The organism is Streptomyces sp. AC627_RSS907, from assembly GCF_019049165.1.
Map to the genome: position 1 here is coordinate 55149 of NZ_JAGMUE010000201.1, position 8596 is coordinate 63744.

Here is an 8596-nt window from a genome sequence, read left to right on the forward strand (position 1 = left end):
CACGACGGCATCGTCGCCAAGGCCCACGCCCCGGACGCCGACCCCGCCGAGCTGGCCCTCCGTGTCACCGTCGCCGCCCGGCTCCCCGGCATCCTCCTGCCCCCGCTGGGCCCGACGCCCCACCCCCTGCACGGGCGGCTCGTCACCCACTGGCCGTACGGCACCCCCGTGGACCCCGAGGATCCCGACGCGGCGCCCTGGGAGGCCGCGGCGGCCCTCCTCGCCCGCCTCCACCGGACCCCGGCCCCCACCGGCACACCCGCCATGCGCGGCCCCGCGAAGGCGGCCCGAGCCGTCGCCCGCCTCCGGGGGAGCGCCCCGCACCATCCCGCCACCGCCCCCGTACTGCACGCCTGGGCCGCCCTCCCCGCCTGGGCGCGCGGCGAGGCCACCATGCCGGACACGACGACCCTCTGCCACGGCGACCTCCACCTCGGCCAGCTCGTACGCCACCCCGCACCCGAAGGCCCCTGGCTGCTCATAGACGTCGACGACCTGGGCACCGGAGTCCCGGGCTGGGACCTGGCCCGTCCGGCGGCCTGGTACGCCTGCGGGCTGCTCCCGCCCGACGAGTGGCGCCGGTTCCTGACCGCCTACCGTGCGGCCGGCGGCCCGGCCGTCCCGCCCGACGGCGACCCCTGGCCCGCGCTGGACGTTCCCGCCCGCGCCCTCACGGCGCAGACCGCTGCCCGGGCCGTCACCAAGGCGGTCGCGGAGGACCGCCCCCTGGACGAGGTGGAGCAGTCACTGGTCGACGCGTGCGCGCGCATGGCCTCCCACCTCCCGTGCGCCCCAGGCCGTTGAACCGGGGTTGCGCGAAGTAGGCTGCAACCGACCCGTAGCCGGACAGAGTCTGTCCTGGCGATACGCGAAGCAGGACCGACCGGCGAGGAGTTGAGCCGACGATGCAGTGCCCCAAGTGCCACGCACCGATGCACACCTACAACCGCAACGGCGTTCAGATCGAGCAGTGCAGCGGCTGCCGGGGGATCTTCCTCGACTACGGCGAGCTGGAGTCGCTGACCCGTCTGGAGGCCCAGTGGTCCCAGCCCGCTCCGCCGGCCCCGCCCGCCGCCCCGCAGGCGTACCCGGCCGCTCAGGCTCCCGCCTGGGGCGCCCCGCACGGCGGCGGCCACGGCCACTACGGCCACCACCGTCAGAAGAGCTTCGGACGCATGCTCTTCTCCAGCTGACCCGCCCGCGCGCGGACACCACGAAACCCCCGGCCGTACGAGACGGCCGGGGGTTTCGGGCGGTGTGGACGATACTGGGATTGAACCAGTGACCTCTTCCGTGTCAGGGAAGCGCTCTCCCGCTGAGCTAATCGTCCTGGGAGTGCTGCGTGCGCGATACTGGGATTGAACCAGTGACCTCTTCCGTGTCAGGGAAGCGCTCTCCCGCTGAGCTAATCGCGCGGGGATCCTCGCGGATCAAGGTCCTTGCGGACCAGTGGACGATACTGGGATTGAACCAGTGACCTCTTCCGTGTCAGGGAAGCGCTCTCCCGCTGAGCTAATCGTCCTTGGAGGTGGAGACGGGATTTGAACCCGTGTAGACGGCTTTGCAGGCCGTTGCCTCGCCTCTCGGCCACTCCACCAGGAGTGTAGGAGACCCGGGAGGTCTCCTGTTCCTGCGAGCGGACGACGAGGCTCGAACTCGCGACCTCAACCTTGGCAAGGTTGCGCTCTACCAACTGAGCTACGTCCGCCTGTCGATTCGGTCCGCTTGCGCGTCCCGGCGACGTGTTGAACTCTAGCGGATTCCGGGGCCAGTACAAAAACGCGTTTGTGCAGCGTGCTGCGGTGCCCCCGTTCCCGCTCCCCGCCCGCGCACCCGGAAGGACACGTTCGGGTCACCTCAGGGACACCGGCCTAGACTCGGCCACGTGCACGACCTCCCTCCTCTCGCCCGCTTCGGCGATCGCCTCGCGACCGGTCTCCTCGACGTCACGAGTGATCCCGCCGCCCTCGAGTCCCGGGGTTTCTGGGCCGTCTGCGCGGACTTCGAGGGCCGCCTGACCTGCGCGCGTTTCGCGGACGTGCGGACGGAGCCGGTACCGGCCCCCGTACCCGGCAGGTGGCGCGGGCCGGCCGTCGGTGACTGGTCGTCCTCCCTCGACCGCACCGCGTACACGGCGGCCGTCCGGCGCATACGCGAGCGCATAGCCGCCGGGGAGGTCTATCAGGCCAATCTCTGCCGGGTGCTCTCGGCGCCCGCCGCCCCCGACGCCGACGTGGACGCCCTCACCGCACTGCTGGCCCGCGGCAACCCGGCGCCGTACGCCGGGACGATCCGGTTGCCGGGACACGGCGTCGAGATCGCCACCGCGTCGCCCGAGCTGTTCCTGCGGCGGAACGGCCGGGTCGTCGAGTCCGGGCCGATCAAGGGGACCGGACGGACCGAGGCCGACCTCCTGGAGAAGGACTACGCCGAGAACGTGATGATCGTGGACCTGGTCCGCAACGACATCGGGCGGGTCTGTGCCACGGGCAGCGTGACGGTGCCCGACCTGTGCGCCGTGGAGAAGCACCCGGGGCTCGTGCACCTCGTGTCGACGGTGCGCGGCGAGTTGCGCGCGGGTGCCGGCTGGGCGGAGCTGCTCGACGCCGCCTTTCCCCCCGGCTCCGTCACCGGCGCGCCCAAGTCGAGTGCCCTGCGGATCATCGACGCGCTGGAGACCGCCCCGCGGGGCCCGTACTGCGGCGGCATCGGCTGGGTCGACGCCGACCGGGGCGTGGGCGAGCTGGCCGTCGGTATCCGCACCTTCTGGTTCGACCGGGCCGCCGGGCTGCTGCGCTTCGGCACCGGCGCCGGCATCACCTGGGGCTCCGACCCCGAGGGGGAGTGGCGGGAGACCGAACTGAAGGCGGCCCGGCTGCTCGCGGTAGCGTCGGGTGTGTACGAGGCGAACGGACCTGGAGAGGCGCTACAGACGTGAAGATCTGGCTCGACGGCGGGCTGCAGGACATCGAGTCCGCCCGCGTCTCCGTCCTCGACCACGGGCTGACCGTGGGCGACGGCATCTTCGAGACGGTGAAGACGGTGGACGGCAGGCCGTTCGCGCTGACCCGGCACCTCGACCGGCTGACCCGTTCGGCCCGCGGCCTGGGCCTGCCCGCCCCGGACCTCGACGAGGTCCGGCGTGCCTGCGCCTCCGTCCTGGAGGCCAACCCCATGCCGCTGGGCCGGCTCCGCATCACCTACACCGGCGGACACGGTCCGCTCGGCTCCGACCGCGGCGCCCAGGGCCCCACCCTGGTGGTGGCCCTCGGCGAGACCGGCCGGCGCCCCGACTCCACGGCCGTCATCACGGTGCCCTGGGCCCGCAACGAGCGCGGCGCGCTCACCGGCCTGAAGACCACCTCCTACGCCGAGAACGTCGTGGCCCTCGCCCGCGCCCGTGAACGGGGCGCGTCCGAGGCCCTGTTCGGCAACACGGTGGGCCGGCTGTGCGAGGGGACGGGATCCAACGTCTTCGTCGTCCTCGACGGCGAGATCCACACCCCGCCGGTCGCCTCCGGCTGCCTCGCCGGGATCACCCGGGCCCTGGCCGTCGAGTGGACCGGCGCCCGCGAGACGGACCTGCCGCTGGACGTACTGGAGCGCGCCGACGAGGTCTTCCTCACCTCGACGCTGCGGGACGTGCAGGCCGTGCACCGCGTCGACGACCGCGAACTGCCGGGCGCTCCCGGGCCGGTGACCGCCAAGGCCATGCGGATCTTCGAGGAGCGGTCCGGGGACGACCTCGATCCGTGACCGCCGGTAATTCGGCTGTCCTCCGTGCGCACGACGGGTAGAACACCCGTGATGACCACCACCCTGCGGCCGACCGAGCCGCTTCAGCGCGCGGCCGACGGGACGCTTTCACGCCACTACCAGGTGTGCGTGAACAGCCGTCCCGTCGGAGCGATACACCTCGGCACCTCGCCCGACTTCGGCGACTCGGTGGCCGTGATCCACGAACTGCGCATCGACCCACCCGACCGACGGCGCGGCCGGGGCACGGTGGCCGCGCTCGCCGCCGAGGAGGTGGCGCGGGGCTGGGGGTGCCGGCAGATCCAGGCCGGCGTCCCCGTCGATGTCGCCGCCGATGCCGATGCCGGTGCCGTCGCGGGGACGCGGCTCGCGCAGGCGCTCGGCTACGTCCTGCGCAACCGCGGCATGTCCAAACCGCTGGGCGACACCCCGCCGGCCCTGCCGGCGGGCAGCCGCGCGCGGCCCATGACGCGGGGGGAGTTCGACGTCTGGCAGGTCTACGAGTCGGAGCAGTACGCCCGTACCTGGATCGAACGGGGGGTGTCCGAGGCCGAGGCCCGCGCGAAGGCCCGCGGCGACCACGAGGCGCTCCTGCCGCAGGGGCTGGACACCGAGAACACCCTGTTCAGCGTGTTGGAGCACGAGGGCGAGCGGGTCGGCGTCCTGTGGCTCGCGCTGCGCGAGGACCAGGCCTTCGTCTTCGACGTCGAGACCGACGCGGCCCACCGGGGCCGGGGCCACGGGCGTTCGCTGATGCTGCTGGCCGAGGCCCGGGCGATCGCCGCGGGCCGGCGCCTGATCGGTCTGAACGTCTTCGCGGGGAACACCGCGGCCGAGCGGCTCTACGAGTCACTCGGCTACCGGACCACGCGGTACACCTTCTACAAGCCGTTGCTCTGAGCCCGAGAGAGCGATGGGGACCGGACCGGGGGCCAGGCTCCCGGCCGTCCCCGGCTCAGCGCACGGCGCGGCCCGCGGCTCAGTCCTCCTGCTCGGCCAGCAGCCGGTCCACGATCTCCTCGACGCGCTCCCGCAGCCCTTCCTGGCTCTTGCCGCCGTCGAGGCGCTCGCCGCCGATCACGTACGTGGGAGTGCCGCTCACGCCGATCGCCTTGCCCTCGGCCTGGTCGGCGTCGACGACCAGGATGTGCCGGCCGTCGATCAGCGCCGTGTCGAACTCCTCCGCGTCCAGCCCCAGTTCCCCGGCCACCTCGACCAGGAGGGGTTCTCCCCTGCGGTCCAGCTCCGCGACCCGGTCCAGGACGGCCTCGACGTACGGCCACCCCTGGCCCTGGGCCACGGCTTCCTCGGCGGCCTGCGCGGCGGCGAAGGCGTGCTGGTGCTTCTCCAGCGGGAAGTGCCGCAGCCGCAGCTCCAGGCGGTCTCCGTAGCGGGCGCGCAGGGCGCGGAGGTCGTCCAGGGCGGTGTGGCAGTCCGGGCACTGGAGCTCGCACCAGACGTCGAGGACGGGCGCGGCGTGACGGGCGGGGGAGGAGTCGCTCATGGTGACCAGTCTCCCAGCTCACGGAGGACCGCGCCGACACCGGGACGACCCGGGGAGGAGCCGACCCCGAGATCTCCCTGATCTCGGGGCCGGGGCATGGCCCCGCGGGGTGGGGACGGTGCAGGATGGAAGGGACGAAGTGCTCATGCCCGACCGAGCCCAGCCTGGAGGACCGGATGATTGCCGAGACCGTCTGCTCCGCGGTGTCCGCGGCGGGCCTGGGCATCGCGGCGGTCACCGCGTACCGCAGGCGTTTCCTCACGGCCGCCCGCATCTCCGCCTACTCGCTCGTCCCGCTCGGCATGGTGATGACCGGGATCGTCGAGTGGCTGGCCGACACCGCCTTCAGCCCGGTGTCCTGGGCGGGCTTCGCCGTGCTGGGCGTGTCCTGGGTGCTGTTCATGACCACGCGCACCGTGGAGCGCCGTCGCGGCGGCACCCGCAAGGAGCGCAGAGAGGCCCGGGCCGCCGCCCGGCGCGACGCGGTGGCCCCGGCCGCCTCGGCGCCCTCCCTGGACCCCGGCTCCCGTCCGGCGTCCCAGCCCCGCCCCACGTCCCGGCCCGCGGGCACCTCACGCGCCGAGGACGACTTCAGCGACATCGAGGCCATCCTGAAGAAGCACGGCATATGAAGAAGCACGGCATCGGCATATGAGGACACCGACCCGGGAGTAGCCGTACGCCGTCCTTGAAACGACACAGCGGTCCGAGCGTGTCACAACGTGCTCCGGAATGATCACGATCCGAACCGGGCATCGCGAATTCAACGAACTCGCGGTCGTTACGAGCGTGTTGATCGCGCAGCTCCTGTGAACTGCGCCATGATCGCGGCGAGATGCCGGACACCACTCAGCCGGATGCACAGCTGAACACGAGACAGAGCGAAACCGCGCCAACACAGGACGAACCGCGCGGCTGCCTCTTCGCCCTTTCCCAGCCACCGCTCATGATCTTCCTTGCGGTGATCGGGTGTCTGCTGCTCATGGCTTCGTTGCACGATCTGCTGTTGCTGTGAGCCGTACCCGCGTTCCCCGGCGCCACCCGCCGGGGGCCGCGTCGCGACCGGCATCCCGGCCCGCACCGGCCCGGAAGGACGGCGTCAGCCGGCCGCCTCCTTGCGTCGTGCCCGGTACGCGGCCACGTGCAGGCGGTTTCCGCACGTACGGCTGTCGCAGTACCGCCGCGAGCGGTTCCGGGAGAGGTCGACGAAGGCGCGCCGGCAGTCGGGGGCCTCGCACCGCCGCAGCCGCTCCTGCTCCCCGGCGACCACGAAGAAGGCCAGGGCCATGCCGCAGTCGGCGGCCAGGTGGTCCGCCACGGAGGCACCGGGCGCGAAGTAGTGGATGTGCCAGTCATAGCCGTCGTGGTCGGTGAGCCGGGGCGTGGTCCCGGCAGCGGCGACCAGGTCGTTGATCAGTCCGGCCGCGGCACGGGCCTCCGGCGCCGCGAAGACCGCCGCGAACCGTCCGCGGATCGTGCGCACCGCCGAGAGGTCGAGCTCGGAGAGCACACCGACGTCGCTGACCTCGTGCGTGCGCACGAACTCCTGCAGGGCGGCGACATCCGGCAGACCGTCCGGCGCCGATTCGTCCTCCGGCACGGTGTTCACCAGATCCACCACGGTGTCGAGTGCGCACCGGGTGTCGTGGGTGATCAGCACATTTCGCTCCCTGGCCTGGGGACGGGCGGGCGCCCGCCGATGGGGGCCGATGGTAGTGGCTCCGCGGCGGCTGGCCGGCCCGCGCCCGGCCCCGCCCCGCGCGGCCGGACGGCCCCGCCACGGACGGCCCCGCCACGGACGGCCCCGCCACGGGCGGTGCACGCCGCGGTTGCCGGTACAACGGCGCGGGGGCGGTCCCGGTTCCCAGGGGGCGGCGGGAAACCGCCGCGCGCGAACGCGCACCGGCGCCGCCCCGCGGAGGTCCGCGGCGGCGACGCCGGTGTGTGCCGTGAGGCGGTTGTCCGGGCCCGTGCCGTCACCCCGAGTCGACGGCAACGGGCGGCTTCACGGGGCCTCGCCCTAGCTTTCCGCCAGGATGTGCGAGAGCTCCTGGTCGAGGTCGAAATGCCGGTGCTCCGTGCCGGGGGGCACGGCGGCGTCTGTGCGCTTCAGGAAGGACTCCAGAGCCCGCGCCGGGGCCTCGAGCAGTGCCTCGCCCTCCGGTGAGCTCAGGGCGATGCACACGACGCCCTGGCCATGACTGCGGGACGGCCAGACACGGACGTCGCCCGTGCCGGTGGGACGGTGGAGACCTTCGGCGAGGAGGTCGCGGGCGAACACCCACTCGACGGTTTCCTCGGCTCCGGTGTGGAAGGTGGCGTGCACGGCGTAGGGGTCGGCCGTGTCGTACCGCAGGCCTGCGGGGACAGGCAGGGAGGACTCGCTCGACACAACGAGGCGCAGGTGCAGCTCGCAGCTGACCGTGGTGTTCATAAGCGCCAGGGCCTTTCGCTCAGTGTGCGCTCGGGGATTCGCACGTCGGCGAAATCGACATGCCACCTACGGTGCCGTTGTAAACCCCTCTGAGTGTTTTGGGTGTGTTTACGTAACTCTTCCGGCCGAGAGATCCTCCGGGCCGCGCGTCCATTCCGGTGACAGGTTTCGCTCCGGTAGTGTTTGGCCGTATGAACACGGGGAGTAACAAGCCCGGCGAGGCAGCCGTGGCGGCAGACCGTACGGGGACGGACGAGGCCACGGCCGTGCGAGCGCTCGGGTCGCGGGCGCCGGAATTCGTCAAGGCGCGCCGAGCGCTGCACCTGAGCTGGCAGGTCGGCGTCTTCGTCGTCGGACTGGCGGTCGTCCTGGCCGGCGTGGCCATGCTGGTCCTGCCCGGACCGGGCTGGGTCGTGATCTTCGGCGGCATGGCGATCTGGGCGACCGAGTTCGTCTGGGCGCAGTTGGTGCTGCGCTGGACCAAGCGCAAGGTGACCGAGGCGGCACAGCGCGCCCTCGACCCGCGGGTGCGTCGCCGGAACATCATCCTGACCTCGATCGGCGTGCTGGTCATCGCCGTGCTGGCCGGGATCTACCTGTGGAAGTTCGGACTCCAGATGCCCTGGAAGATCAAGGACCAGTGATCCGCGGCGGGGGCGGGGTCACCCGGCCCCCGCTGGTCACGGGCACCCCGTGACATGGGGTAATGTTCTTCCTGCGTCCGGGCGATTAGCTCAGTGGGAGAGCGCTTCGTTCACACCGAAGAGGTCACTGGTTCGAACCCAGTATCGCCCACCGGATCACCAGCGGCCCGGCTCACGATCGTGAGCCGGGCCGCTCTGTCGTGCGGGCGCGGCCGGAGGCGCGTCGGACGTGTCCGGCGCGGTCGCGTGGCCGTTCCG

11 protein-coding genes and 6 tRNA genes are annotated in these 8596 nt (G+C 72.3%); 9 read left to right on the forward strand and 8 right to left on the reverse strand.

Annotated features, from left to right (window positions below; genetic code table 11):
- Nucleotides 1–804 (forward strand): phosphotransferase (locus KUM32_RS31710; RefSeq protein WP_254406415.1); only part of this gene is annotated, 804 nt, incomplete at its 5' end.
- Between the two features lie 101 nt (nt 805–905).
- Entirely contained in the window at nt 906–1193 is a 288-nt protein-coding gene (locus KUM32_RS31715; RefSeq protein WP_109033875.1) for a zf-TFIIB domain-containing protein, read from the forward strand.
- A 65-nt stretch (nt 1194–1258) separates the two neighbouring features.
- Here KUM32_RS31715 and KUM32_RS31720 read toward each other — a convergent pair.
- The 5 genes from KUM32_RS31720 to KUM32_RS31740 form a co-directional block, all read right to left on the reverse strand.
- Nucleotides 1259–1330 (reverse strand) — tRNA-Val (locus KUM32_RS31720).
- 13 nt (nt 1331–1343) lie between these two features.
- Nucleotides 1344–1415: transfer RNA gene (locus tag KUM32_RS31725), tRNA-Val, on the reverse strand.
- 35 nt (nt 1416–1450) lie between these two features.
- A tRNA-Val gene (locus KUM32_RS31730) sits at nt 1451–1522 on the reverse strand.
- A 1-nt stretch (nt 1523) separates the two neighbouring features.
- Nucleotides 1524–1597: transfer RNA gene (locus KUM32_RS31735), tRNA-Cys, on the reverse strand.
- A 38-nt stretch (nt 1598–1635) separates the two neighbouring features.
- Nucleotides 1636–1708, reverse strand: a tRNA-Gly gene (locus KUM32_RS31740).
- Nucleotides 1709–1885: 177 nt separating this feature from the next.
- On the opposite strand from KUM32_RS31740, the gene KUM32_RS31745 reads away from it, so the two are divergent.
- The 3 genes from KUM32_RS31745 to KUM32_RS31755 are packed head-to-tail and all read left to right on the forward strand — an operon-like array spanning nt 1886 to nt 4656.
- Nucleotides 1886–2938, forward strand: a complete 1053-nt coding sequence (locus tag KUM32_RS31745) for a chorismate-binding protein (protein WP_217145405.1) — start codon at nt 1886–1888, stop codon at nt 2936–2938.
- Nucleotides 2935–3756, forward strand: a complete 822-nt coding sequence (locus tag KUM32_RS31750) for an aminotransferase class IV (protein ID WP_217145406.1) — start codon at nt 2935–2937, stop codon at nt 3754–3756. Before KUM32_RS31745 ends, KUM32_RS31750 begins: the two co-directional genes overlap by 4 nt.
- Nucleotides 3757–3807: 51 nt before the next feature.
- Nucleotides 3808–4656 carry a GNAT family N-acetyltransferase gene (locus KUM32_RS31755; RefSeq protein ID WP_217145407.1) on the forward strand — a complete coding sequence of 283 codons (849 nt, stop codon included), beginning with the start codon at nt 3808–3810 and terminating at the stop codon, nt 4654–4656.
- A gap of 79 nt (nt 4657–4735) precedes the next feature.
- Here KUM32_RS31755 and KUM32_RS31760 read toward each other — a convergent pair whose 3' ends face one another.
- A complete protein-coding gene (locus KUM32_RS31760; RefSeq protein WP_217145408.1) occupies nt 4736–5260 on the reverse strand; it encodes a DsbA family protein in 525 nt (174 codons plus the stop codon).
- Nucleotides 5261–5436: 176 nt separating this feature from the next.
- Here KUM32_RS31760 and KUM32_RS31765 point away from each other — a divergent pair, with 176 nt between their 5' ends.
- Together KUM32_RS31765 and KUM32_RS31770 are read left to right on the forward strand one after the other, a co-directional pair.
- Entirely contained in the window at nt 5437–5892 is a 456-nt protein-coding gene (locus KUM32_RS31765; protein WP_217145409.1) for a hypothetical protein, read from the forward strand.
- A 203-nt stretch (nt 5893–6095) separates the two neighbouring features.
- A complete protein-coding gene (locus KUM32_RS31770; RefSeq protein WP_217145410.1) occupies nt 6096–6275 on the forward strand; it encodes a hypothetical protein in 180 nt (59 codons plus the stop codon).
- An 84-nt stretch (nt 6276–6359) separates the two neighbouring features.
- On the opposite strand, the gene KUM32_RS31775 is transcribed toward KUM32_RS31770, so the two are convergent.
- Together KUM32_RS31775 and KUM32_RS31780 are read right to left on the reverse strand one after the other, a co-directional pair.
- The gene (locus KUM32_RS31775; protein ID WP_217145411.1) at nt 6360–6920 is read right to left on the reverse strand and encodes a CGNR zinc finger domain-containing protein; all 561 of its coding nucleotides are present in this window, start codon (nt 6918–6920) and stop codon (nt 6360–6362) included.
- 360 nt (nt 6921–7280) lie between these two features.
- On the reverse strand, nt 7281–7694 hold the full coding sequence (locus KUM32_RS31780) for an SsgA family sporulation/cell division regulator (RefSeq protein ID WP_004002642.1): 414 nt from the start codon (nt 7692–7694) through the stop codon (nt 7281–7283).
- Between the two features lie 191 nt (nt 7695–7885).
- Here KUM32_RS31780 and KUM32_RS31785 point away from each other — a divergent pair, with 191 nt between their 5' ends.
- Both KUM32_RS31785 and KUM32_RS31790 read left to right on the forward strand, forming a co-directional pair.
- On the forward strand, nt 7886–8338 hold the full coding sequence (locus tag KUM32_RS31785; protein ID WP_217145412.1) for a TIGR02611 family protein: 453 nt from the start codon (nt 7886–7888) through the stop codon (nt 8336–8338).
- Nucleotides 8339–8417: 79 nt separating this feature from the next.
- Nucleotides 8418–8489, forward strand: a tRNA-Val gene (locus tag KUM32_RS31790).
- Nucleotides 8490–8596 lie beyond the last annotated feature (107 nt).